Origin of the sequence: Plantibacter sp. Mn2098 (genome assembly GCF_049319745.1) — a bacterium.
In the GTDB taxonomy this organism is placed as follows: domain Bacteria; phylum Actinomycetota; class Actinomycetes; order Actinomycetales; family Microbacteriaceae; genus Plantibacter.
This window is the reverse complement of sequence record NZ_JBMOUH010000001.1, coordinates 108,270-133,614: the sequence shown is the minus strand read 5'-3', so window position 1 is coordinate 133,614 and position 25,345 is coordinate 108,270. Positions and strand designations below refer to the sequence as shown.

Genomic DNA, 25,345 nt, shown 5'->3' with positions numbered 1-25,345 from the left:
ACTGGAAGGTGTCGTACCCGGCCGAAAAGTGTCGCCGGTATCTCGATTTTGCCTCGAAACGGGGTCCGACTCGATCATCGCGACACTTTTTCGCGATGGCCTGCTCTCACCAGGTGAGGACTCAACCGGAGTCCGGCCCGGTCGATCTGCCGGGTGCTGAGAGGAGGAGCACGATGCCGCACCGGATTCCGGTCCCAGGGACGAGGGCCAGGGTCGCCGTCGTCGACGAGTCGGTGCTCCAACGGCACCGGTCCGAGCAGTTGCTCACCGACGCGTTGCGCGTGGACATCGTCCACAGCGGTGCGACGCTCCCGGAACTCGCGGCAAGACTGCAGCGCACCGATCGTGCGCACTGGCCGCATGTGCTCGTGCTCGGGGCGCCGTCGGAGTTCGGTCAGGAGCACACGCTCCGAACGGTCGGCGCGTTCCGCAACCTCGGCATCCGGGTGCTCGTCCTCGCGGCGCCGCGCTCCCGTGAGCTCACCCAGGGGCTCCTCGAACACGGGCTCGACGCTCTGGTCTCCACGACGGACAGCGAGCGGACGTTCCTCGACGCGGTCGAAACCGTCCTGACCGGCGGCATCGCGATCACACCACGTGCGCAGGAGATGAGCGAGGCGCCGGATCGACGGCCGAAGCTGAGCGATCAGGAGCATCGCGTGTTCCTCCTGTACACCTCCGGGCTCGCGATCGCGGAGGTGGCGTCCGAGATCGGGGTGCGTCCGGACACCGCGCGGAAGTACCTCAGCCGTGTGCGGGCGAAGTACACGAGTGCCGGGTATCGGGCGCGCACCAAACTCGAACTCGCACGCATCGCCTGGGACCAGGGTCTCAGGCGCCGTCCGTCCGATGCCGGAGGTGTCGGTGCAGGCGCAGCGCACCTGCCGCAACTGCTCCATCACTGAATGCCGCTCAGCACAAGAGAGCGATCTCGCTATCGGTTCCGGATCTTGCAGAGTTGCTGAGCGATCTTCAAGTCACGATCGTGTTCTTCGATGGTGGTTTCCTCCGTAACGGAGACGGGCTCGTCCAGCCCGCCGTCGGTAGCACGCATCCAGTACGCCCAGCAGGTTCCGGTTCCGCCTACCGGGCGCCCGTGCTTCGACGTGAAGCGGACGCCGAGGGGCTGAGTGCCGTCAAACAGCGTTGCCGTTTCTCTCAACCAGGCTGCCAGGAGTGTCGTGACCGCCCGGTCGTCACCGGTGACGTGGGCGATGGTGAGCCCGCCGGCAATGCCGAGTCCGGCAAGCTCGTCTTCAAGCTGGTGGGACAGTGCCGCGAGAGTGTGAGTCGACATGATGTCCACCCACCAACCGTCCGGGTAATCGACGCGATAGACCGTTCGACCGTCGCGCCATGCTCTTGGCAGCCAACGTGCCCGCATCGTCCCGGCTTGGTCCCAATCGTCCACAATCATCGCCCAGTAGCGATCAAGCGGAATCCCCATCGAATCCGCGTCCTTTTGCAACGCACGGCGAGTCCCGTTGATCTCTGTGCGGTACGGAGCAAGAAGTTCCAAGAATGAGGTGAGCCGGTCATCAGTCGAATACAGCGTCCGCCCTATGGTGTCGAAGCGGCTCCATCCGGATGTGTCGAGTGTTCCGTCCAACTCGGCTTCTCTGCATTTGGGAGCGATGGGCCCGTACGAGCTACGCGCGACGCGATAGTTCCCCGGTCCTGGGCCAGCGACGAGTTCGCAACCGGTACTCGCGCAGAGCACCATCAGCCCGAGAAGGAGTCATCGAGGATCGCTTGCGCAGCCTTCCCGGCTTCTTTGAACCGGTCCTCTCGGATCGCTGTGACAGGAGTGTCGTATTCCAACCAGGGGTTGGCTCCGATGAACCATGCCCTGGCGACATGCTCGCCTTCAGCCTCAGCGAGCCTCGTCCACTGCTCGTAGGCGAACAACAGGCGTCTCATCGCCTCGTTCTTGGGCGCGGGGCCGTCCACTTTCGCCCAACGGTACGGGAGCTTCGGGTCCTTGCTACCGGCAAGAGAAGCGACGAGTGTGCCGCCGAGGGATCCGTTGAGGCGGCGCGTGATCTCGCGAATATCGAGCTTGAGTGTCTGCGTATGAGCTGCAGCGACACGGGTCGTGTTCGTCATGGTGGCCTCCGATCGCCGTTGGTGGTCCGTCAAGACTACTCTGAATCCACCAGAAAGCCACCACCATTACACCGATTGCGGTGAAGAGCCAGCCTCGTCCTCTACGCCAGCGTGAAGTCCGCGAAGTCGAACCCAGGCGAGACCAGACAGCTCGCGAGGGCGTCCTCCTCCGCCGGCAACGTCCGCTGCCATACGGTCGGCTCCACCGTCGCCTGAGCGACCTCACCGCCCGCGATATCCGGCCCGAGGACGACGGACTCCCCCGGAACAGGCGCCTCCCCCGAACCGCCGTGCTGGAGGGTGATCCGGCCGGGCCCGTGCCAGAGCCAGATCTCGGTCGAACGCACACGATGCCACGCCGACGACTCCCCCGGCGGCAGGAAGAAGTGGATGAGCGTCGCCGCCGGCCGCACGACCGAGCCGCCGTCGCCGTCGTCCGGGCCGCTGTCGTCCGAGCCGCTGTCGACGGTCACCGCATCGGGCGACGTCCACGTGCGGCGATACCAGCCGCCCTCAGGATGCGGTTCGAGTGACAGCGCTGCAGCCGTCGGCGACCGACGAACCCGCTCGATGAGTTCGCCGTCGACGGTCCGTCGGTCGAACACCTCCGCATCGCCGAGTTCTGCATCGCCCGGCTCCGCACCGTCCAATTCCACACCGTCACTCATCGTCCCGCCTCCCAGCGCACGTCACCGGCGATGATCGTGGTCGTCACGTGCCCGTCGCCACCCTCGACGAGACTCGCGAGCACATCGCGCGCCGTCGTCGCCTCGTGATCGAACACCGCGAAATCGGCCAACGCGCCCGGCTGCAGCGCACCGAGCCGATGACTGCCGGTGTCGAGCCCCATCGCCACCGCCCCGCCGAGCGTCGCCGCTGCGAACAGCCGGCGGTGGAGATCGTCCCCGTTGTAGCCCTGACGGCGGGCGATGGCGGCGAGCGCCGCAACGTCGCCGGAGAGGTCCAAGGAGGGCGTGGACGAGAGCGAATCGGTGCCGACGGCGATCGCGTTCCCCTCTCGCAGGTAGTCGGCCACGGGCGCCTCATCGAGTCCGATGACGGCGTTCGATCGCGGACACAGGGCGACGACCGTCCCCGTCCGTCGCAGGATCTCCCGGTCCGCCGCATCCGTGTAGATGCCGTGCGCAACATGGCTCGTGGGTCCCAGCGCACCGATCGATTCCGCGTACGGGACGGGCCGCAGCTTGCTGCCACCGCGTCGCAGCAGCTGGAAGTCGGCGAAGCCCCAGTCCCGCCACTGGTCGGCGAGCGCCCCGGTCCCGTTCTGGGTGTACTCGGCCTCCCAGGCGGACTCGGCGAGGTGCATGTGACGGCGCACTCCGCGTTCGTGGGCGAGCTTGCCGAGGTCCCGGATCACATCGGTGTCGAGGGAGTACGGGGCGTGCGGCGACAGGCCGAGCCAACGTGACTGCGCCTGCTCCAGGAGCGCTTCGGTCTCGCTGCGTCCTCGGGCGCTCCATTCATCGGTGAGCCAGCTCATCAACTCCCAGTACGCGATGCCGTGCACACGCCCGTCCTCGAGCACGCGCAACGCTTCGGCATCGGTCACGATGTCGCTGATCGCGGTGGTGCCCGTCGAGATCGCGATGCGCAGGCCGTCGGCCGCCGATGCCGCCCAGTCGTGCGGCTGCTCGTACAGGTCCTGGAACGCGTGCGACCAGTCCTCGAAGCCCTCGTAGACGCCCTGCCCGACCTCGGCCATGCAGGTGTATTGCAGGTGCGAGTGCGCGTTGACGAGCCCGGGCGTGAGGATGCCCTGGCGCTCGGTTTCGAGCACCTCGCCGCCGGCGCCTTGGGCTTCGCGCGCGTCGTGGAGGACCTCGGCGGCGTCTCCGATGGCGACGATGCGGTCCCCTACGACGGCGACCGCTCCGTGGCGGACCGGTTCGCCGACGACGGGGACCACCCAGTCGGCGACGATCACCTGGGTCGTGGTGTGCTGACGGGTCACGGTGTCCACAGTGGCGGCATCCATCCGGTGATACTGGCCGCCGAGGCGGCGATGGCGAGCAGGGCGAAGAAGACGATGACGGCGATGTCCGCAGGGCCGAACGCCAGCTGCCGCAACCAGGTGCGCTTCTGGGTTCCGAACCCGCGCAGGTCGAGCGCGTCCACGACGTCCTCGGCTTCGATGAACGAGTTCATCGCGACCGGGATGATGAGCGGACGCAGCTGCACGATGCGGCGGATGGGATTGCGGGTGGGCGGCGGTTCGTAACCGCGCAGCCGCTGGGCGGCGATGGTCTCGCGCAGGCTGGCCGCGGTGGTCGGCAGGAACTTGAAGGTGAGGTCGATGCCGTAGGCGAACCGCGCGGGCACCCCGAGCCGCGCGAACGCGACGGCGAGGTCGCCCGGCCGGATGGAGAACGCGAGCGGGAAGCCCGTCGCCGCGATCGCCAGGAACCGCAGGAACAGGTTGAACGCGAACGAGAGCGAGCCGCCCGTGACGTCCACGTTGATGAGCGGGATCGTGAAGAGCGTCGCGGAGGTGTCGATCTCCCCCGCCGACTTCGCCCCGGCGATGATGCCGTTCACACCGGCCATGATGGACACGAACACGAGCACGAACGTCCAGTTGCCTCGGACGGCGCGCCACGGGATCCTGGCCGCCGCGTAGTACCAGAACGCGATGGCGACGAGCACGAGCATCACGCGCCAATCGCGCACCTGGGCCGCGGCCACGACGAACGCGATCGGCACGAGGATGAGCACCCTCGGGTCGCGTCTCGCCAGGAAGGAGCCGTCGCCCAGGTACCGCGGTGACGCTTCCATCTAACGCCCGGAGAGGTTCTGCAGAGGCTTCCACGCTTGATCGAGCGCCGGTGCGATGATGACGGAGGCGACCACGGTCGTGAGCAGCGCCGGCAGGTACTCGGCGAAGAACCAGTACTCGGCCGTGTTGCCGAGCAGGATGTCCGACGCGGTGAAGAGCATGCCGATGACCACGGCGACGAGCGAGATGCCGGCGACGCGCGTGAGCTGCGCACCGGTCTTCTTCGGCTCCTTCAGGTAGTGGGCGATGAGGCCGGCGACGAGACCGGTGAGGCCGTTCGCGAGGCTCCAGTTCCAGTAGGTGAGGAAGCCCGCGCCCTGGATCTGGTCGACGATCGCATTGCCGATGGCGCCCGTGAAGAAACCGGCGATGGGCCCGAAGCGCACCCCGACGAACGGGATGAGGGCGATCGCCGGTCGGATCGCGACGTTGCCGGTTCCGGGGATGATGAAGCTGAAGATGCCGAGTGCGCCGTAGAGCGCCGCGCCGATGGCACCGAACACGATCGTGCGGGAGGTGACGGCCCAGGGGCTGCGCCTGACACCGGCTGCGGTGGTGACTGCTGCTGACATGAGCGGTCCTTTCGGGTGTTGTCGGGTGGATCTGCGGGGCGTTGCGGGGGGGGTGTTGCGGGTGGAGTTACGAGTGGAGTTGCGGTGGCTCGGATCAGGGCGCTGGTGTGCCGGCGGTCGAGCCGATGACGCGGGCCAGGTCGAACACGGACGGCACCTCATCACCGACCCCGACCGTCGAGCGGAGCGCTCGCACGTACTCCGTCTCCCGCAGGAGATCCGTCCAGAGCCCCGTGGTGTGCACGATCTCGGCCGGGGTGCCGTCGGCGGCGATCCGCCCGTCGTCGACGACGACGATGCGGTCCGCGCGTTCCAGCGCCAGATCGGTGTCGTGGGTGATGAAGTAGACGCTGTCGATACCGTCGATGCCCCAGATCGCATCCAGGAAGTGGCTCGACGAGCGCAGGTCCTGGCCGGCGGTCGGCTCGTCGAGGATGAGCGTCGTTGGTCCGAGCGTCAGCGCGAGCGCGACGGCGAGGCGTCGCTGCTGTCCGAAGGAGAGGGTGCGCGGTGAGCGTTCCAGGATCCCGGGCAGCTCGTCGAGCGCCACCGCGGCGAGCGCATCGAGCGCGATCGCGGCGGACTCCTCGGCCGACTTGCCGAGGTTCCTGGGTCCGAATTCGAGCTCGGCGCGGACCGTGTTGCTGAACAGCGCCTGGCCCGGGTTCTGGAACAGGTAGCCGCAGATGGCGACGAGTTCCTTCGCGCTGAGGTCGCCGACCGTCCGACCGTCGAGTGTGACGGACCCTGCGGTCGCCTCGACCAGGCCGACGGCTGCGCGCAGCAACGTCGACTTGCCGGCTCCGTTGCGGCCGAGCACGGCGACTCGTTCGCCCCTCGCGAGGTCCAGATCGACGCCCCGCAGGATCGTGGTGTCGTCGTAGCCGAGGTCGGCGCCGCGGAAGGAGAGCCTGGGCTCGTCATCACGCGATGCGGCGGCATCCGTTTGCCTGCGCCGACCCCGGTCGGCGTGCTCCGGCAGTGTCTGGTGCTTGTCGACGAGCGTCTGGAACGGCAGCTTGATCGTGGCCGGTGATGCGGCATCGAGGAACCCGGTGAGGCCGCCCTCGAACGCGACGGCGCCCTCCTCGAGGTAGAGCACCCGGTCCGGTTCGAACGCGACGATCTCATCCACCCGGTGCTCGACCACGATGGCCGCGCCACCGCCGCGCACGTACTCGTGCACGGCGCTCAGCAGGCGGTGGGCGGCATCCGGATCGAGATTGGCGAGCGGCTCGTCCACCACAACGACCCGCGGTTCGAGGATGAGGATGCCGGCGAACGCGACGAGTTGCAGTTGGCCGCCGGAGAGTTCGTGCGTCGAGCTCGACAGCAGGTGGTCGATACCGAGCCGCACCGCGATCTCCTCGGCACGCCGACGGATCTCGTCCGGTGCGACGCCCCGGTTCTCCAGACCGAACGCGAGCTCGGCGAGCACGGTCGTGCCGACGACCTGCTTCATCGGATCCTGGAGGAGGGTGCCGACGGTCTCCGAGATCTCCCGGATGCTGAGCCCGGTCGAATCCGCGCCGTCGATCAGCACCGTGCCGCTGAGGTCCGCGCGGTAGGCCCGCGGGACGAGGCCGTTGATCACGCGCAGGAGGGTGCTCTTGCCGCAGCCGGACGGGCCGGCGACGAGCACGATCTCCCCCGGCGCGATGCTGAGGGACGCCCCGCTCAGGGAGGGCGCCTCGGCGTTGCGGTAGGTGACGCCGACGTCGATCAGCTCGATGATCGCGTTCACGGCTGTGCCTCTGCAGCCGGTTGTCCCGCTGCCGCTGGATGTCCCGCTGCGGCCGGTTGTCCTGCTGCGGCTGGTTGTCCCTCGGACAGGAACCGGAGCTGCGCCTCGCTGGCGTCATCGACGCGCGAGCCGAAGTGGTCCAGCTTCACGCGCGCCACCCGGTCGTCGACGCTCGCGGGCAGCAGGTGCACCGCGTGTGCGAGGGTCGAACCCTCGCGAGCGAGGAAGTCGATCGCGGCCGTCTGCACCCCGAAGGACAGGTCCATGATCTCGATCGGGTTGCCCTCGCCGACGGTGCAGTTGATGCAGCCGCCGTCGTCGAGGACGAGGATGCTGCGGCCGTTCGGCAGCTCGAACTGCTCCAGGTCCGGCGCGACCGTGCGTCGCCGCGCCCCGGCGGCGATGACGGCGTCGATCGCGATCTCCTGGTCGACGCCTCCTGAGACGGCGACCGCGGCCCCGTCGGGTAGCGCGAGCAGGTGTTCGACGTCGATGGTGTGCGCGATCCCGGTCGCCGAGATCAGCAGATCCGCGTGCCGTGCTGCCCGCGCCAACGGTTCGACCGAGTAGCTGGCGAACCTCGCCTCAAGTGCCTTCACCGGGTCGACCTCGGCGATCGTCACACGTGCGCCGAGTGCGAGGGCGTGCCGTGCGACACCGCGGCCGACGTAACCGAAGCCGGCGACGACGACGCTGCGACCGCCGAGCGGAGCCCCCAGGACGTCGAGCATCGTGAACAGGGTGGACTGACCCGTCCCGTAGCCGTTGTCGAAGAGGGTCTTGCAGCGGGCGTCGTTCGCGGCGAGCACGGGGATCCGGAGGTCGCCTGTGCGCTCCATCACCCGAAGCGGGCGCAGACCGCTTGTGGTCTCCTCGGTAGCGCCGATCATCGTCTCCAGCACCCCGGGTCGCTCGCTGTGCGCGAGGCGGGTGACCGAGGAGCCGTCGTCCACGAGGATGTCCGGTCGGAGGTCCAGCAGGTCGAGGGCGAATCGATGGTCCGTCTCGGCCGATGCGTCCTCACGGGCGAACACGGCGATCCCGGCGTGGTCGAGTGCAGCGGCCGTATCGTCCCTGGCGCTCGACGCGTCGCACATCACGGCGACGTCTGCCCCGGCGCGGGCCAGAGCGAGGGCGAGGTTCGCGGTCTTCGGCTCCAACACCAGGACGAGGCCGATGCGTTTGCCACGGACGCTGCCGCTTGCTCGCAGCTCTTCGCCGAGGGTGCGCGTGATCGGCATAAAGCGCGAGGCCCACTCGATCTTCTCCTGGCCTTCGCGCCACAGCTCGGGGCGGGCGATGTCGCTCATCGGGCCAGCTCCTCGGCGAGGACGCGTTCCGCTTCGGCGAATGCGCTCGTGGTGTCCGACGCCGCCGGGTCGGGTGACGGCGAAGACGGCTGCGAGGCCCACGCGACGAGCGCTGCGAGGGCGAACGCCGTCGTCAGATCCGTAGTGGTGTTCACGAGGGTCCGGTCCGCCCGATCCGGCTGGTCGAGGAGGAACACCTCGCGTCCGTGCCGGAACCCGTCGATCCCCTCCCGTGCCGGAACCGGCTCACCGGTGGCGAAGGCGGTCCGGTCGACGGCAGAGCCGGTCCGTGCAGCATCGACGAGGATCAGAGGATGCGGGGCATCCGGGATCACGGATGCCGGAGCGACTGCCTCGTGCCCTTCACCCGTGGCGAAGACGACCGCCGTGCCGTGGCCGATCCCGTCCGCCGGGAAGCCGTCGATCCTGGTGGATCTGGCTCCGATCAGGACGAGCGCGGATTGCAGGCGGGCGGCGACGGATCCAGCCCCGACGACGAGCGTTTCGGTGCTCGCGAGCAGCAGGTTCGTGCGGCGTGCGAAGTGTCGCAGCATCACCTCGGTCCACGCCGATGCTTCTGCCGCCGCAATCGATGCCGAGCCGGCGATGGCGGAACGCACCTCGTCGAGGTCGGCCAACGGCCCACCGATCGCCTCGCCGTCGATGTGGGCGTCGAGCCGCTCCAACGCATCGGCGAGCGCGGCGGCCAGGACCGGATCGGCCACGGCCACGGTCGTCCCGTGCAGGGCGCCGGTCGATGCTGCTCTGCGGACGACGCGCTGCGTCACCGGGAAGAAGCGCGTACCGACGGCGGACACCGGTCCACCACTCATCACGCCCACTTTCCGCGTCCACCCACGCCAGACCACCTGGATCGATTCCAGTGGACTGATTATCACAATTCAGTGCAGCCCCCGCCGCAGTATTACTGGCCGTTACGCAGGGCGTGTGCGTCTCACTAAACTGACGGGTTGTCAGCACGCTTGAGGAGTTCCGGACATGCCAGAGACAACCATCCGCCAGTCGTTCGGGACCGCCGAGTACCCCGCACTCGCGACGATCTGGCGGAACGCGGTCGATGCGACACACGACTTCCTCGCGGAACACGACCGCGACGAGATCGAAGCGCACCTGCAATCGGATTACTTCCCCGCCGTCACCCTGTCCGTCGCCGAACGCGGGGGTCGGCCGGTCGGATTCTCGGGGGTCCTCGACGGCAACCTGGAGATGCTCTTCGTCGACGCCTCTGAACGCGGCGGCGGGATCGGCACCGCACTCCTGACCCAGGCGACACGAGAACACGGCGTGACCACGGTCGACGTCAACGAACAGAACGAGTCGGCTGCCGGCTTCTACCTCCACCACGGGTTCGAGATCGTCGGCCGGAGTGAGACCGATGAAGCCGGGCGCCCGTACCCACTGCTCCACCTGCGCCTCAACTGATCCTGACGCAACCGGCAGCACCGAAATCTCCGCTTCAAGTCTCCTCTAAAGACAAACAAAAACGTCCCTATGTCCGATAATGGCGACTAAACTCGTCCATATACCGGACGAAAGGATGGCCATGACGCTCGATCTGAACCCCAAAGTACGCGTTGCCGCAGCGACCATCGGCGAGGACTTCGCCGGTTGGCGAAAGATCCTCGGGTTGACCGCAGCGCAGGTCGCCGAGCGCGCAGACATCACTCGGGATACCCTCCGCAAACTCGAACACGGCGACCCGTCGGTGAGCTTCTCGGCCGTGTTGCGCGTCGCGCGCGCCCTCGGAATACTCGACACCCTGACTGACGCACTGGAGCCGCTCAACACCGACCTCGGACGTGCTCGCGCAGGCCTCCTGAACCGCAAGCGCGTGCGATGAACCACCACGAAAGCTTGGAAGTCCACGTCGACCTCGATGGCGAGACGCTTTTCGTCGGCAACGCACAGTTCCATCGCAGCCGGGGTGCGCTCACCTCGACGACGTTCCAGTACGACATGACCTTCATGGCGCACCCGCTCGCGTATCCCGTGGACCCTGCACTCCAACTGGTATCGGGCACCCAGTACACCTCCGGCCTACCGGGAGCGTTCGCTGATTCTGCTCCAGACCGGTGGGGCCGCAATCTGATCAAGAAGCGTGAGCGCGCTGTCGCCCGGACGGAATCACGCCGCCCCCAAGATCTCGATGATGTTGATTTTCTCGCGAGCGTCAGCGACATCACTCGCCAGGGAGCGCTGAGGTTCCGCCCAGACCCCTCATCTCCGTTCGTCGATGCAGGGCACGTCGTACCGATACTCGTGCAGCTTCCCGAGCTCCTCCACGCAGCCGATGTCGCCGCTCGCGATGACAACGACTACGAAGCGGTGAAGACACTGCTCGATGCCGGAACCGGTTCACTGGGCGGGGCACGTCCGAAAGCTGCCGTGCTCGGCGATGACGGCCGACAGCTCATCGCGAAATTTCCGCATCCCGAGGACAGGTGGGACGTCATGGCGTGGGAGGCGACCGCGCTCGACCTCGCCACCGCAGCGGGCGCGACAACAGCCACCCACCGTCTGATCAAGATCGCAGGCCGACATCTCCTGCTCCTCGACCGTTTTGACCGAGGAAGCACCCCCGTAGGTTCACCGGACACTCGCCGCGTTGGATACATGAGCACGATGACACTCCTCGAACAACACGACGGCGACACGGGCGACTATGTCGACATCGCAGAACGTCTCGAAGAAGTCAGCACCCGGCCCCGCGCCGATCTCCTCCAGCTGTTCCAACGCGTCGCCGTCAACGTCGGACTCAACAACACCGACGACCACCTGCGAAACCACGGGCTCTTGCGCGGTCGAACCGGGTGGACGCTCAGCCCGGCATTCGACGTCAACCCGAACCCGGATCAGGGGGTGCGCCAAACACTGATCGCCGGCGCCGATACGGCAGAGGACGAAGGAGACGGGCTCCTCGCGCTCGCGCGCGTCTGCCGACTCGACGCGGCTCAGGCGAGGGCCACCCTCACGCACATCGCGGATGCCCTCGCCGACTGGAGAGCTGTCGCCAGCAAGAACGGTGTCCCTGCGTCAGAGCTCACGCAGTTCGAGCAGTCGTTCGACACGGGAATCAACATCCTGCGCTCCACCGCCGCGAGGTGAGCGGTCCCGACCGGACAATGACCGCGGGATCAGTCCGCGACGAGCTGGATCGGCGTCCAGGCACTCGCCGGACACCCGCAGGAACCGCCGATGAACAGCTCGGTTTCGAAGGTCGTGAGACCGGGAGCCAGGTCACCGCTCGCGAGCTGACGGATCGCCTCGTCCGCCATGGCCGTGACCGGCTGGGCGATCGTGGTCAGCGGAGGCCACGCGTACGCCCCCTCCGTGGTGCCGTCGAACGAGACGATCGCCAGATCATCGGGCACACGCAATCCGAGCCGATGCACCGCCGCCAGGATTCCGATCGCGATCTGATCCGACGCAGCGAAGATCGCCCGCGGACGTGAGGCCTCCTCCGAGAACCCCTCACCCACCGCGAACCCACCGCCATAGGAGAAGGGGGTGAGGAAGCGGGCGCCGAGCGGCAGGCCGGCCGCACTCAGCGCATCCGCCCAACCCTGCTCACGCTGGTCAGCACCGAACTCTCCGCCGGCGAACGCGATATCGGCGTACCCGTGGGAGATGAGGTGCTCGACAGCTCGACGCGCACCGCTGCGCAGATCCACCCCGATCCCAGGCGTCGTCGCCGAACCGCCGTACTGGTTCATGAGCACCACTGGGATGTCCAGGAGGTCGACGGCCGCCTGCTCCGCCGGAGCCAGCAGGTCCGCGATGATCAACCCGCTGATCTGTCGGGCGGCGAGATCGGCGATCTGATTCGCCAGCGGCACCCGCTGGCGATCCGAGTTGACGATGAGGAGCGAACGCTCCCAGCGCAGCGTCGCCCGATCCAGCGAGTGGCACAACTGTGCGAAGAACGGACTCCGACTGTCGACGACGATCATCCCGAAGGTGTCGGTCGACCCCTTCGACAGTGCACGCGCAGCAGCATTGGGCCGATACCCGAGCACCCGAACCGCCTCGAGGACGCGCTCACGAGTCTTCTCGGACACGGCCTTCGGGCCGTTGTTGAGCACGTAGCTCACGACCGCGGTGCTCACGGAGCTGTAGCGGGCGACGTCGGCGCGAGTCACCTTTCGGGGTTTCGCAGTCTCGCTCATCGTGTTCCGATGGTAGCGCGAGAGCCGTCGCCCGCTCAGCAGGTCGTCGACGCCGGGCTAAACGGTCGGCTCGCCCATGTCCGGGATGGACAGCCGCTCGCCGCCGCGACGCGCGGATTCGTGGGCGATGACTCCCGGCAGGGTGAAGCGCGCAGCGGTCCATGCGTTGACCGGCGGCAGCGAGCCGGTGGTGACGGCGCGCACGAAGTCGTCGACGAGGAAGTGGTGGCTCCCCTCGTGTCCGTTGTGCAGGCCCTGCAGTTCGGCCGGGATGCGCGTCCGGTCGTGGATCGGCGCGTATCCGGACACGAACGCGTCACGCAGCGCCGGTGACACGTGCGCGAGCGACGGGTCGTCAGCATCCAACGACGGGTGGGTGTCGATCTGCTCGGAGACATCGTCGACGCCGTCTCGCGTCTGCCAGAACGACGCCGTCGTCATCTGCTCGAAGGTGCCGTCGGTGCCGAACCAGCGGAACCGCGACTCACGGCGGTGCGAGGGGAAGCCGACGCGCCGGAATTCGTTGATGCGCATCGACCCGCCCGCCGCGAGCTCGAACAGCGCGGTCGAGTTCGAGAAGTCGTTGTCGAACTGGCTCACCGAACGGTCGAAGACCCCATCGCCGCGGTCGTCGACGACACCGATGGCGGACACGGCGGTCGCGTGCGTCGGCCAGGCTCCGAGAACGCCGCCGATGGAGTGCGTCGGGTACAGCAGCGGCGGGTAGCTCGCCGTGGACTTCCAGTTCTCGCCACCGCTGTAGCGGTAGGCGTCGTAGAAGCCGAGGTCCATGTCGTGGACGTAGTCGCCCTCCGCGTAGAACAGCCGACCGAAGGCGCCAGCCGCGAGCTTCTCCCTGGCGAACACGGTCGCAGGGTTGTAGTAGCTCGTCTCCCCCATCATGTACGTGAGCCCGGTCTCCCGAACGGCGTCGATGATCGCCGCGATCTCCTCGACGGAGATGGCCATCGGCACGGCCGAGTAGACGTGCTTGCCCGCGCGCAGCGCCTTGACGACGAGCGGTCCGTGCGTCCACCGCTGGGTGAAGATGGCGACCGCGTCGACGGGCGACGCGAGCATCTCCTCGAAGCTGTCCATCGTCCCGGCCAGCCCGGCCGAGGTGGCGAGCTCCGTCGCGCGCTCGGCGATCGTGTCCGTGACATACACCGCGGAGACGTCCGGGTGATGGTTGAACAGCGTCGCGAACTGGCCTGCGAATTGACCAGCGCCAACCATGCCCACTGAGAACGTCATACCGAATTTCCTTCCTCTCCACGCCGCCGAAGTGCTCACGTGCCACGGGTAGCCTGACAGAGAGAATCTACGCGTGTCAACTCATTGCAGATGCTTGTTCTTGAGGCGCATTGTGGAACAATGTGGCGCGCAATCTACGCGAGTAACTTGCGTGCTGAAAGGCCAGCCGGCCGCACGGATGAGCCATGTGACCTCGTCGACTCTCGGCGCGCGATCGGGCGACTGCTGCGGCTCCGACGTGAAGCTGTTGCGTCGACGATCATCGCCCCGGCGCTTCACGTGGAGGTTTTGTTCACGCCGATCGATAGGGTTGACCCATGGCAGTGACGGCTCGTGATGTGGCAGCACGTGCGAACACGTCCACGGCGGTCGTCAGCTACGTGTTGAACAACGGGCCACGCCCGGTCGCCGCCGCCACACGACTCCGGGTGCTGGAGGCGGCCAAGGACCTCGGCTACCTGCCGAATCGCATCGCGAAGGCGCTCCGGACCTCCCGCACCGGCCTCGTCGGAGTGGTCTTCCCGGACGCCACGTCTCCGTATTTCTCCGCCCTCGCAAAGGATGTCGAATCCGAGTTGCAGCGCGTCGGGAAGCTCACGCTCTTCTCCAACTCCGAGACCGAAAGCGCTCACGAGGAGGACGTCATTGCAGCGTTCCGGGCGGTACAGGTCGACGGCATCATCTCCGTCTCGTCCGAATTCATCGCCACCGGGGACGCCAGCAGCGATGTCGTCTACGTCTTCAATGCGCCGCCGGGCCTGGCGCCGACGGTATCGGCGGATGACGACAAAGCCGTCCGCATCGCATACGAGCATCTCCTCTCACACGGACATTCCGACATCGGCTTCGTCGGCGGCCCACAGGACGCGGGGCCCGTCGGGCTGCGCGCCGCAGCCTGGCGAGCCCTTCGCGGCGACGGCGCCGAGCCGTTCCGCAGCGCCTACTCGTTCGAGTCGGCTTGGGCGCTCGGCAACGGGTTGGCAGCGGGTTCGTCGTTGCCGAGCGCACTGCTCGTCGCGACCGACGAACAGGCCATCGGCATCCTCGCCGCGGCCCACGAGCGCGGCATCCGCATCCCCGACGACCTCGCGCTCATCAGCCTGGACGGCTCGCCCATCACCCGGTTCACCGCCCCTGCTCTGACGGTGATGGAACAGCCGACGCGACCGATGGCCCAGGCGGCAGTGCAGGCGCTCCTCGGGAACGCCCACCCAGAAATGATCCCGGCGCGCCTCGTCATCCGGCGCAGCTGCGGCTGCGCCTGACGTCACTGCAACGGCAGGCAACCTCGCGCAGCGCTGAGTGACGGCAGGCGACGGCGCGCGTCGGATCGCCCTCCGAATCGAAACATCCGAGGCTTGCCTTTGTGCGATCTAATCGAGTAGAGTCCAAAATCTATTCGTTTAGACAACCGATCGATGGAGATGCACGACATGGCCGCAGGCGCACCGCTCTTGGTTCTGGGATCCGTGAATCAGGATGAAACCGCCTACGTTCGCAGGCTTCCTGCGCCCGGAGAAACGGTGCTCGGCGAAGGACACCGCGCCACCCTCGGGGGCAAAGGGGCGAACCAGGCGATCGCGGCCGCCAAGCTGAGCGCGACGGTCCGCTTCGTCGGGACGGTCGGCGATGACGTCGCCGGTCGTCGCGCGGTCGACTCCTTCCACGAGTTCGACGTCGACGTCCGCGCCCTGGCGACCAGGGCTGACGTCCAGACCGGTCGCGCATTCATCACGGTGGACGCCGTCGGCGAGAACTCCATCGTCGTCATCCCCGGCGCCAACGCGATCATCGCGCGTGACGACGTCACCGACCAGGTGCGGTCCGCTCTGGGCGACGGCTCCGCTCGCGCGATGATCGGGTTGACCCAAGGCGAGCTCCCAGCCGCCGCGATCGAGGAGTTCTCGCGAGTCTGCGAAACCTCCGGACTCAGATTCGTCCTGAACCTCGCTCCGCTCATCCATGTGAGCCGTGACGCACTCGCCGCCGCTGATCCGCTGATCCTCAACCGCACGGAAGCCTCGGAGCTCGCAGACAGGCTCGGCACCGACGACCTCTCGCGCATCGAGAACATCCACGGTGCGGGACAGATCGCCGCACTGCTCGGCACAGCCGTCGCACGGTCCGTGGTCATCACCCTCGGCGCAGAAGGCGCAGTCGCATCGGATGGCGAGACCCACTGGTATCAGCCGTCACCACACACGGACAGCGTGATCGATACGACGGGCGCCGGCGATGCGTTCGTCGGAGCGCTGTGCGCGGAACTCGCCGGCGGAGCGACGCTCACCGCAGCGGTCACCCACGGCATCGCCGCGGGAACGTTCGCCGTCTCGGGCAAAGGCACAACCGATTCCTACGCGACCCGCGAACAGCTCCGCCCCATCTTGGACAGGATGCCCGACCGCATCCTGCTCCAGCCATCGTCGGCAGTCGTCTGACGCCGTCGCACCACCCAACCGTTCCACCACGACCCTTACGAAGGAGTAAGCACATGACCCAACCGACCAGATTCGCGACGTTCCTGAAGGGCTATGGGCGCCTGACGATCTTCATGATCCCCATCGGCATCGCCTTGAACTTCGTCGGCGGACAGATCGCGTCATTGACGAAACTCCCCGTCTATCTGGACTCCATCGGCACCATCCTCGTCGGAGCCCTCTGCGGCAGCATCCCCGGCGCCATCGTCGGTCTGATCTCCAACCTGATCAACGCCATCACCATCCCGACCCTCGTGCCCTACGCGACACTCTCGATCATCTTCGGCCTGCTCGCCGGCCAGTTCTCGCGGTGGGGCTGGTTCAGGTCCTTCTGGAAGACCGTGCTCGCCGCCGTCCCGCTGTCGATCGTCGGCGGGTGGCTGGGTGCACTGATCACGATCTGGGTCTACGGCGGCCTCGGCGGTTCAGGGGGCGCGGACCTCATCGTCGCCGCCCTCGCCGCGACCGGCTTGTCCGTCCCCGTCGCCAACTTCATCGCTTACGTCCCGATCGACTTCCTCGACAAGATCGTCACGGTCATCATCGTCTACCTGCTCCTCAAACGACTCCCAACCAGGCTGCTCACCAAACTCCCGCTGGGTTCGATCTACCTGCGCACCGGCCGCCGACCGAAGCGGACAACTGCCACCGCCACCGAGACGACAGCGCCATGACTCTGCTGAACTCGCACGGAAGCGCCTCAGGGCAGACCGCGAACTTCGACGAATTGGCCGCCCGCTTCCGCGCCACGGTCGATCGTGGAAATCCGGTCAAGAACACCGATCCGATCGCCTTCCTCGCTGTACTCACGGCAGCAGCAGTCGTCGCCGGCGTGCTCGGCACCTGGGAGTCGGCCCTCGTCGTCAGCACCGTGCTCTTCGTCATCGCCGCCCTCGCGGGGGTCGCCCGCGGCTACCTGTCCACCTGGCTGAAGATCGTCGCCTTCGTCGGGGTGCTGTTGTTCCTCACCCGAGCGGCGTTCGCTCCTGGGACGCACGTGCTGTTCCAATTCGTTGCGATCAAGGTCACCGCGGAGAGCATCGCAGCCGGGCTCGACTTCTCACTGACGGTCATGGCCGTCTGTGGAGCGGTCGTGCTGATGTTCACGGCGATGCCGATGACCGATCTGCTGCTCGCGCTCGAGCAGGCCGGGATGACCCCTCGCGCCACCTACGTCGTCCTCGCCTCGTTCCAGGCCATCACCGACCTCGCCCAGAGCTCCAGGGTCGTGATGGATGCCCAGCGCGCACGCGGAGTGGAGACGCAGGGCGGTCCGATCACCAGGATGCGCGCATTCCTTCCGGTGCTCGCACCCGTGTTCCTGACCGCGATCGCCTCCACCGAGGAGCGCGCGGTGGCTCTGGACGCGCGGGCGTTCAACGCGACGGCGAAGCACACACATCTCAGACGGCTCCGGCCGATGCGTTTCGGCGACATCGCCCTCATCTCGATCGCCGCACTCGCGATCGTCGTCGTCCTCGTCGGAAAGGTCTCCTCATGGTGGTAGCCGCACTCGAACACGTCACGTTCACCTACGACAGCGCAGACGAACCCTCACTCGTGGACGTCGACCTCACCATCCGCCCCGGAATCCTCTACGGAGTCGTCGGAGCGAACGCGAGCGGCAAGAGCACCCTGTGCGCCCTGATCCGCGGATTGATCCCCACCTTCCACGGAGGAGATCTGGATGGCGAGGTGACGGTGTTGGGACAGCGTCTCGACGAGTGGAGCGCCGGCGATCTGTCGGTGCGGATCGGCTACGTGTTCCAGAACCCATTCACCCAGATCTCCGGGGTGAAGGACACGGTCTTCGAAGAGATCGGCATGGGGATGGAAAACCTCGGCCGGCCCGTGGAGGAGATCATCGCCGCCGTCGCCGACGTGGTCCGCACCGTCGGCATCGAGCAGTTGATCGGGAAGGACCCGAATCAACTGTCCGGCGGGCAACGGCAGAAGGTTGCCTTCGCCTCGGTGCTGGTGATGGATCCCGACGTCATCGTCATCGACGAGCCGACATCCCAGCTGGACCCGGAGTCCTCCGACGCCATCTTCTCCATCATCGACGGATTGAAAGCGCGTGGGAAGACGGTGCTGCTCGCCGAGCACAAGATCGATCTCCTCGCCCGCTACGCCGACGAGATCATCGTCCTGCAGGACGGGCGCCTCAGAGCGGTCGGTCCGGCACGAGAGATCCTCACCTCCCCGGAGCTGCCCGGCTGGGGCGTCCCCCGACCAGAGGTGACCGAACTCGCCCTCCTCCTCGAGCAGACGGGGCGACGCCTTCCTGGGCTGCCGCTCACCCGAGAGGAAGCCGCCCGGTCGCTGACAGAACGAAAGGCCCAACGATGAGCATCGATGTCCAGAACGTCGTTTTCAGGTATCCGGACGGCACCACCGCACTCGAAGACGTCAGCCTGAGCTTCGGGGCCGGAGAACGCGTCGCCGTCGTCGGTCAGAACGGAGCGGGCAAGACCACGCTCGCCAAGCTCATGAACGGCCTGCTCACTCCGACCGAAGGCCGGGTCGTGGTGAATGGAGTATCGACGGCGGACCAGACCACGGCGATGACCGCCCGAACCGTCGGGTACGTGTTCCAGAATCCCGACGATCAGATCTTCGCGTCGACCGTCGAGGACGAGCTCGAGTACATGCCCCGCTACTTCAAGTGGAACGAGGAGAAGACGAGCGCCAAGCTCGGCCGCGCCGTCGAGTTGACCGGGATCGAGGAGTACCTCGACGTGAACCCGAGCGATCTGCCGTTCGCGATCAAGAAGTTCGTCGCCATCGCCACGGTCATCGTCAACGATTGCGACTACGTCATTCTCGACGAACCGACGGCGGGCCTCGATGCGATCGGCACCGAGCGTCTTGTGGACCTCGTCCGCGAACTCTCGGATTCGGGCGTCGGCGTCATCACCATCACGCATGACATGCGCTTCGTCGCCGATGCCTTCCCCCGGGTCGTCGTGATGGCCAACCGCCGGCTGGTGATGGACGGCTCCGCCCAGACGTCTTCTCCTCCGACGCGACGCTCACGACCGCACGGCTTCGCCGCCCGGAGGCTGCGCAACTGCTCCGCGACCTCGGCGGCGTCTCCGGCGCACTCTCGCTCACCGAGATCGCCCGGGAGCTGGCATGAATCGCATCCCTGTCCTAATGGACGTCGACACCGGCGTCGACGACGCACTGGCATTGACCCACCTCCTGTCCACCGACGACGTCGACATCCTCGGTGTCAGCTGCGTGGCCGGCAACGTGTCCCTCGCACGTGTTGTGGAGAACACCATGGCATGGCTCGATCTGTGCAGCGCAACCGGCATTGAGGTGTGCGCGGGAGCGGACCGGCCGCTGCAGGAACCGCTGCGAGAGGAGACCGTGTCCCACGGTGCGAGCGGTCTCGGATACGCCGTGCTTCCGACGAGCACCCGCCTGCTTTCGGAGCGGTCAGCGGTGGAACTGTGGGTCGAGACCGTCCGAGCCCGCCCAGGCGAGGTCATCGGCATCGCGACGGGACCGCTCACCAACATCGCGTACGCGTTGCAGGTCGAACCGCGTCTGCTGCACCTGCTGAAACGCCTCGTCATCATGGGGGGCTCGTTCCATCACCAGGGGAACACGACCCCCACAGCCGAATGGAACATCGCTGTGGATCCCGAGGCTGCGAAGATCGTGGCCGACGCCTCGGCCGGGCTTCCGGGCGACTGGCCGATCTGGGTGGGGCTCAACGTCACCGAGCGCATCTCGCTGACACCGCTGGATGTGGAATCGTTGCAGCGCCTGGCGGGAAGCGAGCCCGTCGACACGCTCAGCCCCTCGGACGAACACGGCATCACGTCCACCATCAACGATCCGCTCATCCGCGCGATCGTGGATGCGGCACGGTACTACTTCGAAGGCCACCTCGCCGAGGGCGACGGGTACAGGGCGTTCCTGCACGATCCAGCCGCGGCAGCCCTCGCGGTCGACTTGGATCTCGCGACCCTGACAGCCACACGAATCGACATCGAACTGGACGGCACGCTCACCCGCGGTCAGACCGTCGCCGATTTCAAGCACCTGTGGGGCGGCTCGCCCAATGCCCGGGTCGTCACCGACTTCGACGCATCCCGATTCACCACCACCTTCATCCGCACCACCGCCGACCTAGCACGACGACTCCGGAAAGAGCACTGACATGACCAACCACTCCACGATCTATCTCGATTGCGACACCGGGATCGACGATGCCCTCGCGATCGGCTACCTCACGAGCCGCCCCGACGTGCATCTCGCCGGCGTGGGCATCGTCTCCGGCAACATCGACGCCGCGCAAGGGGCGCAGAACACGCTCGACCTCTTGTCCGTGCTGGGCGACGACCACACCCCCGTCGCCGTCGGGCAGCGCGACTTCCTCACCCGTCCGTACCACGGCGGAGCTCCAGAGGTCCACGGGACGAACGGCATCGGCGGGGTCCAGCTGCCGCACAGTGCCCGCGCCGTGGCAGATCTCAGCGCTGCGGAACTCCTGGTGGAGCTGGCACACCGTCACGCACACGAGCTCCGTGTCCTGGCGATCGGCCCGCTGACGAACCTCGCGCTCGCATTGCAGTTGGATCCCGACATCGCAACGCTGGTGAAGGACGTCGTCATCATGGGCGGAGCGTTCCTCGCTCCGGGGAACGTCACGGCTCACGCCGAGGCCAACATCCACAACGATCCCGAAGCTGCCGACGCCGTGTTCGCCGCGGCGTGGGACATCACCGTCGTGCCACTGGACGTCACGACCGGGCATCGGTTCGAAGAGCACCACCTTCGCCAGTTGCTGGACTCGCCCTCCTTCCCGGCACGCGTGATCGGGCAGATGATGGACACGTACTTCGATTTCTACGCGACCGTGTACGGCAGGCGCGTCGCGATCCTCCACGACCCGCTCGCCGCAGCGATCCTCGATGGCGAGAGCGCCGTGACCAAGAGCTTTGCCGTGCCGGTGCTCGTACGCACCGACGAGGGTGAACGCGGTCGGACCGTCGCGGACCTGCGGACAGGTGCCGGGGAAGCGTCCGGTCGTCGCGCCGCAACGATCGTCCTCGCCGTCGACGCACCGTTCGCGCCGGTGCTCGTGGAACGCCTCACAACGCTCCAGCTCGCACCGGCGGATTCGGTACCGACGATCGACCCGTCCTAGCCCGGGAGCTGCACCGCACCGATCTGCAGCAGCATGCCGAGGATGTCCTCACCGAACCAGCCCTCGCTGATCTTCCCGTCGGTGACGGTGTAGATCGCGATGCCGAGCCATTCCGCGTGGACGCCGCTGGGCGCCGCCCCCATAAACGGCCCGGTCTGCGTCCCGCTGTTGGTGAAGCGGACGACGACCTTGTTCCCGACGGTGAGGAGTTCCTTGATGTCCAGATGCATGCCGGTGAACGCATCCGACGCATTGGCCGCCGCGAACGCCCGGTAGCCGTCGAGCCCTTCGATGTCGCCGAGGCTTCCGCCGTGCCACCGCAGATCTTCGGCCCAGGTCTCCCCGATGGCGTCGCCGTTCCCACCGTTGATGACCTCGTCGATGAATCGGCGGACGACGGCCTCTGGAGCGGCGTTCATCGATCCAAGCGGGTCGCGGTCGGCGTCGGTCGCGTCGTCACGGTCGGTGGAGCGGGTGAGTTCCCGCCAGCGCGCATCGCTGGCCGCGAGCCGCTCCGAGTAGCCGTGTGCGTTGACGATCGCGTCGGATCCGAGCAGCAGCCGAATGGGCGGATCGACCAGATCGGCGACCGTCAGCACCGCCTCCGCGACCCTCCCCAGGTCGGCCAACGGGGTGATCGCGCCGCTGGCGAGGACGTCGCGGATGACACCGACAGTCGCCGCGTACGGCGCGGAGACCTCTGGAACGTTCATCGAGCTCCCGGCCCAGTCGGTCGGCATCCCGCCAGGTTCGATGGCCGTGACGGCGATGCCGAGCGGAGCGACCTCGGCCGCCAGTGCCTCCGTAAAGCCGCTGACCGCCCATTTCGCCGTCTGGTACGCGCCAAGGCCAGGGGTGGCCAGACGCGATCCGACCGACGAGACGTTGATGATCCGGCCGGAACCCTGCGCGCGCAGTGCCGGTAGGACGGCCCGCGAGACCGAGACCGTGCCCATCAGATTGGTGTCGATCTGGGCGCGGAAGGCATCGGGTGTTGTGTCCTCGATCGCAGCGAGGTCTGCGTAACCGGCGTTGTTCACCACAACGTCCACCTGCCCGAAGCGCGCCAGGGTCGCCTCGACCGCGGCCTCGACCTGGGCGTCATCCGTCACATCCAGCCGGAGGGCGAGCACCCGATCCGGGTAGGCCGCGACGAGATCGGCGAGGCTCGCCGTGTCACGGGCGGTCGCCGCGACGGCGTCGCCTCGGGTCAGTGCTGCCTGCGCGATCCGACGGCCGAGACCGCGCGAGGTGCCGGTGATGAACCAAACCTTGTCATTCATAAGAGCAATTCCTTCTGTGCGTTGATGGGTGGTGCTGCTCACGCGATCGCCTCAGAGGGCGCTCGCGAAAGCCTTCCTGAGGTGATCGCCGATCATCGTGATCGCCTCTCGGGCGACCTCCACCGGCTTGGCGTGAGTGAATGCGTGGTCGACGCCTGCGAACTCGCGGTGGGTCACGTCGACGCCACGACGGACCGGCTCCGCGGCGAGCGCATTGGACTCGTGCTTGAGCGTGTCGAGCTCCGCGGTCTCGATGAGCGTCGGCGGCAGTTCCGCGAGCCGGGGATGGAGCGCCGGCGAGGCGAGCGGGTCGGTGAGATCGGCGCCGAGGAAGTACGTCTTGCGGATGAGCGTCATCAGGCCCCGTCCGACGATCGGGTTCTTCTTCGTCGAGGTGCGCTGCTCGTCGGGGATGCTCATGTCCGACGCGCCGTACTCGCTGGAGACGGCGAGCGGGACGTAGTGACCGTCATCGATGGCCATCAGCGCGACGTTGAGAGCGAGCTTCCCGCCGGCACTCGCACCCCCCACGGTGATCCGGTCCTGGTCCCAGCCGAACTCGCCGCCATGCGCGTGGATCCACCGGAAGGCGTCGTAACTCTCCTCTTCCTCGACCGGGAATCGGACCTGCGGCGCGGCGTCGTAATCGGGGATCACGACGAAGCAGCCCACCTCCGATGCGAGATACTGCGCGACGTTGTCCTCCTGCTTCGGGGTGCGCAGGATGAAACCGCCACCGTGGGTGATGAGATGCACGGGCGGACGATGGCCGGCAGCCAACTGCGCTTCGATGTCGCGGGCCGTCGGCGAGTACACCAGTGCCCCGATGTCGCCGTGCCGGGTCGGGATGGTGATCCGCGTCGGTTTCGCGATCTTCTTGGTCGCGAATCGCAGCTGCGGAGAGTTGACGAACAGCACCCGCATCAGCGGGAAGAGCGCCTGCATCCGGTGCGCCTGCCTGGCCGCCGCCGGGTCGATCATCGGGTCATACGTGGCCACGGATCCAACCTTCCTAACCGTTTAGTTGATTACGGAGATGACACTAGACCCGAATCTTCCAACTGTCAACCGAATGGTTAGTTGATATGCTCGCATCATGCAGAGAAACGCTGAAGCCACCAAAGCGCGATTGCTCGCGGCCGCTCGGGCCGAGTTCGCCGCGTATGGGATCGCCGGCGCCAGGATCGACCGCATCGCGACCGAGGCGGAGAGCAACAAAGCGCAGATCTACCACTACTTCGGCAGCAAGGACGGACTCTTCGAAGCGGTGTTCGCGGGCATCGGCAAGGAGGTGGTCGAGGGCATCCCGATCAACGTCGACGACCTGCCCGGGTACGCCGCCCAACTCGCCATCGGCAATGAGGCGGCGCCCGAGATCATGCGCCTGGCGACCTGGCAGCGACTTGAGCGCGGCGGCCAGTCACTCCTGCAGGTCGCGGTCGAGAGCAATCAGGCGAAGATCGCCGCGATCGCCGCCGCCCAGGCCGAAGGCCGGATCAGCGCGCGCTACTCCCCCGGGGTAACGTTGGCGCTCGTGCTGCACATGTCGGCGCTTTGGGCGACGATGCAACCGGAACTGCGGTCGACCGTTGGGCTCGAGGATCGGACGGCACAGGCCGAGGTCGTCCGGCAGTCGGTCACCGACATGCTGAGGCCCTGAGACCCGGCCGACGAAGCTGTTCTCCACCGGACGGAACCCGCCGCCGAGAGACAGGCCGGCGATGAGGATCCGTCAGCCCCGACCCGCCGGTGAGGCGACGACGGCCGCAGCCGTGAACTCGCTGGCCTCCTCCCGCGCCGACTCGATCTCGTCAGTCGACAGACCGAGCACGCGCAGACACGAGATGGCGATGGTCGAATCGTCCTCCGCACCATCGGTGGCAGCGGCGCCGCGACGGAGTTGGATCACCACTTCCACAATCTGGATGAGGATCGCTCCGAGGCGCTCCACGGTGATGACCGAGGCGACGTCCGGGTGTGCGGCTGCGACTCCCAATCGGCCGTAGATGGTTTGCAGCTGCACGCGCTGATTGCGGAAGGAATCGTATCGGGGGTCCTGGATCTCGGGCAGCAGATACAGCGTTCCGATGTTGTGAGGGGTGCGGCGCAGCGTCAAGACGTCCATGCTGGCGAGGGCGAAGAGTGCGCCGGCCGGGCTGAGCCGCTCAGGGACCATCGCTTCGATGCTCTCGACGAAATCGATGCTGGGGCGGACCGAGCTGGACAGCAGTTCTGCGAGGATCTCGTCCTTGCCCGCGAAATGGTAATACAGCGACTGCTGCCTGATTCCGACGCGATCCGCGATCGCCCGCGTCGAAGCGCCGGAGAACCCGGCCTCGGAGAACAGTGCGGCCGCGGCGTCCAGGATCTGATCCCGCGAGGACGCCGTCGCCACGGGCTTCTCCGCGTTGGCGCGAGGACGCCCGGGCTTGGTCCGGGATTCGGAGGTCATGG

27 protein-coding genes are annotated in these 25,345 nt (G+C 67.0%); 13 read left to right on the top strand and 14 right to left on the bottom strand.

Annotated elements, in window-relative coordinates:
- Nucleotides 1-173: 173 nt before the first annotated feature.
- Nucleotides 174-905: a sigma factor-like helix-turn-helix DNA-binding protein gene (locus ACL9RL_RS00600; protein WP_422778266.1), complete on the top strand. Its 732-nt coding sequence runs from the start codon at nt 174-176 to the stop codon at nt 903-905.
- A 29-nt stretch (nt 906-934) separates the two neighbouring features.
- On the opposite strand, the gene ACL9RL_RS00595 is transcribed toward ACL9RL_RS00600, so the two are convergent.
- The 9 genes from ACL9RL_RS00595 to ACL9RL_RS00555 all read right to left on the bottom strand — a co-directional run bounded on the left by ACL9RL_RS00595 (nt 935) and on the right by ACL9RL_RS00555 (nt 9,359).
- Nucleotides 935-1,609 carry a hypothetical protein gene (locus ACL9RL_RS00595; protein WP_422778265.1) on the bottom strand — a complete coding sequence of 225 codons (675 nt, stop codon included), beginning with the start codon at nt 1,607-1,609 and terminating at the stop codon, nt 935-937.
- 113 nt (nt 1,610-1,722) lie between these two features.
- Nucleotides 1,723-2,106 (bottom strand): hypothetical protein, encoded by a 384-nt coding sequence (locus ACL9RL_RS00590; RefSeq protein ID WP_422778264.1) that lies wholly within the window; start codon nt 2,104-2,106, stop codon nt 1,723-1,725.
- Nucleotides 2,107-2,207: 101 nt separating this feature from the next.
- Nucleotides 2,208-2,774 (bottom strand): cupin domain-containing protein, encoded by a 567-nt coding sequence (locus ACL9RL_RS00585; protein ID WP_422778263.1) that lies wholly within the window; start codon nt 2,772-2,774, stop codon nt 2,208-2,210.
- Nucleotides 2,771-4,102, bottom strand: a complete 1,332-nt coding sequence (locus ACL9RL_RS00580) for an amidohydrolase family protein (RefSeq protein ID WP_422778262.1) — start codon at nt 4,100-4,102, stop codon at nt 2,771-2,773. Before ACL9RL_RS00580 ends, ACL9RL_RS00585 begins: the two co-directional genes overlap by 4 nt.
- The gene (locus tag ACL9RL_RS00575; RefSeq protein ID WP_422778261.1) at nt 4,075-4,899 is read right to left on the bottom strand and encodes an energy-coupling factor transporter transmembrane component T family protein; all 825 of its coding nucleotides are present in this window, start codon (nt 4,897-4,899) and stop codon (nt 4,075-4,077) included. Before ACL9RL_RS00575 ends, ACL9RL_RS00580 begins: the two co-directional genes overlap by 28 nt.
- Nucleotides 4,900-5,472 (bottom strand): ECF transporter S component, encoded by a 573-nt coding sequence (locus tag ACL9RL_RS00570; protein ID WP_422778260.1) that lies wholly within the window; start codon nt 5,470-5,472, stop codon nt 4,900-4,902. It lies immediately after the preceding gene.
- A gap of 94 nt (nt 5,473-5,566) precedes the next feature.
- On the bottom strand, nt 5,567-7,216 hold the full coding sequence (locus ACL9RL_RS00565; protein ID WP_422778259.1) for an ABC transporter ATP-binding protein: 1,650 nt from the start codon (nt 7,214-7,216) through the stop codon (nt 5,567-5,569).
- Nucleotides 7,213-8,526: an adenosylhomocysteinase gene (locus ACL9RL_RS00560; protein WP_422778258.1), complete on the bottom strand. Its 1,314-nt coding sequence runs from the start codon at nt 8,524-8,526 to the stop codon at nt 7,213-7,215. Before ACL9RL_RS00560 ends, ACL9RL_RS00565 begins: the two co-directional genes overlap by 4 nt.
- The gene (locus ACL9RL_RS00555; protein WP_422778257.1) at nt 8,523-9,359 is read right to left on the bottom strand and encodes a hypothetical protein; all 837 of its coding nucleotides are present in this window, start codon (nt 9,357-9,359) and stop codon (nt 8,523-8,525) included. The genes ACL9RL_RS00560 and ACL9RL_RS00555 overlap by 4 nt, the downstream gene beginning before the upstream one ends.
- Before the next feature lie 166 nt (nt 9,360-9,525).
- Here ACL9RL_RS00555 and ACL9RL_RS00550 point away from each other — a divergent pair, with 166 nt between their 5' ends.
- The 3 genes from ACL9RL_RS00550 (at nt 9,526) to ACL9RL_RS00540 (ending at nt 11,652) form a co-directional block, all read left to right on the top strand.
- Complete coding sequence (locus ACL9RL_RS00550) at nt 9,526-9,969, top strand: acetyltransferase (protein ID WP_422778256.1); 444 nt, start codon at nt 9,526-9,528, stop codon at nt 9,967-9,969.
- A gap of 121 nt (nt 9,970-10,090) precedes the next feature.
- Entirely contained in the window at nt 10,091-10,387 is a 297-nt protein-coding gene (locus tag ACL9RL_RS00545) for a helix-turn-helix domain-containing protein (RefSeq protein WP_422778255.1), read from the top strand.
- Nucleotides 10,384-11,652: a type II toxin-antitoxin system HipA family toxin gene (locus ACL9RL_RS00540; protein WP_422778254.1), complete on the top strand. Its 1,269-nt coding sequence runs from the start codon at nt 10,384-10,386 to the stop codon at nt 11,650-11,652. Before ACL9RL_RS00545 ends, ACL9RL_RS00540 begins: the two co-directional genes overlap by 4 nt.
- Nucleotides 11,653-11,681: 29 nt before the next feature.
- Here ACL9RL_RS00540 and ACL9RL_RS00535 read toward each other — a convergent pair whose 3' ends face one another.
- Both ACL9RL_RS00535 and ACL9RL_RS00530 read right to left on the bottom strand, forming a co-directional pair.
- Nucleotides 11,682-12,713 (bottom strand): LacI family DNA-binding transcriptional regulator, encoded by a 1,032-nt coding sequence (locus ACL9RL_RS00535; protein WP_422778253.1) that lies wholly within the window; start codon nt 12,711-12,713, stop codon nt 11,682-11,684.
- 57 nt (nt 12,714-12,770) lie between these two features.
- Nucleotides 12,771-13,967, bottom strand: a complete 1,197-nt coding sequence (locus tag ACL9RL_RS00530; RefSeq protein WP_422778252.1) for a Gfo/Idh/MocA family protein — start codon at nt 13,965-13,967, stop codon at nt 12,771-12,773.
- A 317-nt stretch (nt 13,968-14,284) separates the two neighbouring features.
- On the opposite strand from ACL9RL_RS00530, the gene ACL9RL_RS00525 reads away from it, so the two are divergent.
- The 8 genes from ACL9RL_RS00525 to ACL9RL_RS00490 all read left to right on the top strand — a co-directional run bounded on the left by ACL9RL_RS00525 (nt 14,285) and on the right by ACL9RL_RS00490 (nt 21,608).
- A complete protein-coding gene (locus tag ACL9RL_RS00525) occupies nt 14,285-15,232 on the top strand; it encodes a LacI family DNA-binding transcriptional regulator (RefSeq protein ID WP_422778251.1) in 948 nt (315 codons plus the stop codon).
- A 153-nt stretch (nt 15,233-15,385) separates the two neighbouring features.
- Nucleotides 15,386-16,405, top strand: a complete 1,020-nt coding sequence (locus tag ACL9RL_RS00520; protein ID WP_422778250.1) for a ribokinase — start codon at nt 15,386-15,388, stop codon at nt 16,403-16,405.
- A gap of 53 nt (nt 16,406-16,458) precedes the next feature.
- Nucleotides 16,459-17,118, top strand: coding sequence for a hypothetical protein (locus ACL9RL_RS00515; protein ID WP_422778249.1), 660 nt, complete (start codon nt 16,459-16,461; stop codon nt 17,116-17,118).
- Nucleotides 17,115-17,951: an energy-coupling factor transporter transmembrane component T gene (locus tag ACL9RL_RS00510; protein WP_422778248.1), complete on the top strand. Its 837-nt coding sequence runs from the start codon at nt 17,115-17,117 to the stop codon at nt 17,949-17,951. The genes ACL9RL_RS00515 and ACL9RL_RS00510 overlap by 4 nt, the downstream gene beginning before the upstream one ends.
- On the top strand, nt 17,942-18,793 hold the full coding sequence (locus ACL9RL_RS00505; protein ID WP_422778247.1) for an energy-coupling factor ABC transporter ATP-binding protein: 852 nt from the start codon (nt 17,942-17,944) through the stop codon (nt 18,791-18,793). Before ACL9RL_RS00510 ends, ACL9RL_RS00505 begins: the two co-directional genes overlap by 10 nt.
- Nucleotides 18,790-19,767 carry an energy-coupling factor ABC transporter ATP-binding protein gene (locus ACL9RL_RS00500; RefSeq protein ID WP_422778246.1) on the top strand — a complete coding sequence of 326 codons (978 nt, stop codon included), beginning with the start codon at nt 18,790-18,792 and terminating at the stop codon, nt 19,765-19,767. The genes ACL9RL_RS00505 and ACL9RL_RS00500 overlap by 4 nt, the downstream gene beginning before the upstream one ends.
- Nucleotides 19,649-20,617, top strand: coding sequence for a nucleoside hydrolase (locus tag ACL9RL_RS00495; RefSeq protein ID WP_422778687.1), 969 nt, complete (start codon nt 19,649-19,651; stop codon nt 20,615-20,617). Before ACL9RL_RS00500 ends, ACL9RL_RS00495 begins: the two co-directional genes overlap by 119 nt.
- A 1-nt stretch (nt 20,618) precedes the next feature.
- Nucleotides 20,619-21,608 (top strand): nucleoside hydrolase, encoded by a 990-nt coding sequence (locus ACL9RL_RS00490; protein WP_422778245.1) that lies wholly within the window; start codon nt 20,619-20,621, stop codon nt 21,606-21,608.
- Here ACL9RL_RS00490 and ACL9RL_RS00485 read toward each other — a convergent pair.
- Together ACL9RL_RS00485 and ACL9RL_RS00480 are read right to left on the bottom strand one after the other, a co-directional pair.
- Nucleotides 21,605-22,891 carry an SDR family NAD(P)-dependent oxidoreductase gene (locus tag ACL9RL_RS00485; protein ID WP_422778244.1) on the bottom strand — a complete coding sequence of 429 codons (1,287 nt, stop codon included), beginning with the start codon at nt 22,889-22,891 and terminating at the stop codon, nt 21,605-21,607. The genes ACL9RL_RS00490 and ACL9RL_RS00485 overlap by 4 nt on opposite strands.
- Before the next feature lie 51 nt (nt 22,892-22,942).
- On the bottom strand, nt 22,943-23,890 hold the full coding sequence (locus ACL9RL_RS00480) for an alpha/beta hydrolase (protein ID WP_422778243.1): 948 nt from the start codon (nt 23,888-23,890) through the stop codon (nt 22,943-22,945).
- 97 nt (nt 23,891-23,987) lie between these two features.
- Between ACL9RL_RS00480 and ACL9RL_RS00475 the strand changes: the two genes are divergently transcribed.
- Nucleotides 23,988-24,551, top strand: a complete 564-nt coding sequence (locus tag ACL9RL_RS00475) for a TetR family transcriptional regulator (protein WP_422778242.1) — start codon at nt 23,988-23,990, stop codon at nt 24,549-24,551.
- Between the two features lie 72 nt (nt 24,552-24,623).
- On the opposite strand, the gene ACL9RL_RS00470 is transcribed toward ACL9RL_RS00475, so the two are convergent.
- On the bottom strand, nt 24,624-25,343 hold the full coding sequence (locus tag ACL9RL_RS00470) for a TetR/AcrR family transcriptional regulator (protein WP_422778241.1): 720 nt from the start codon (nt 25,341-25,343) through the stop codon (nt 24,624-24,626).
- Nucleotides 25,344-25,345: the final 2 nt, after the last annotated feature.